This is a genomic window from Microvirga pakistanensis (genome assembly GCF_004458765.1).
In the GTDB taxonomy this organism is placed as follows: domain Bacteria; phylum Pseudomonadota; class Alphaproteobacteria; order Rhizobiales; family Beijerinckiaceae; genus Microvirga; species Microvirga pakistanensis.
This window is the reverse complement of the sequence record NZ_SPJX01000372.1, coordinates 1-223: the sequence shown is the minus strand read 5'-3', so window position 1 is coordinate 223 and position 223 is coordinate 1. Positions and strand designations below refer to the sequence as shown.

Genomic DNA, 223 nt, shown 5'->3' with positions numbered 1-223 from the left:
GGCCCTGGAGATGGCGCTGCTGCTCGCCCTCCCGGCGGGCGCCGCCCTGCTGATCCTGAGTGTCCCCGTCACGACGGTTCTCTTCGAACGCGGAGCGTTCCTGCCGGCCGATTCCGCCGGTACCGCGCAGGTGCTCGCGGCGCTCAGCCTCGGCCTGCCCTTCGCCACCGCCGGCAAGGTGCTGAGCCAGACCCTGTTCGCGCGCGGAGCCCTGCGCCAGACG

General features: G+C 73.5%; 1 protein-coding gene. It reads left to right on the top strand.

Annotated elements, in window-relative coordinates; genetic code table 11:
- A partial coding sequence (locus tag E4K09_RS18550) for a lipid II flippase MurJ (protein ID WP_280177478.1) occupies positions 1-223 on the top strand: 223 nt, incomplete at both ends.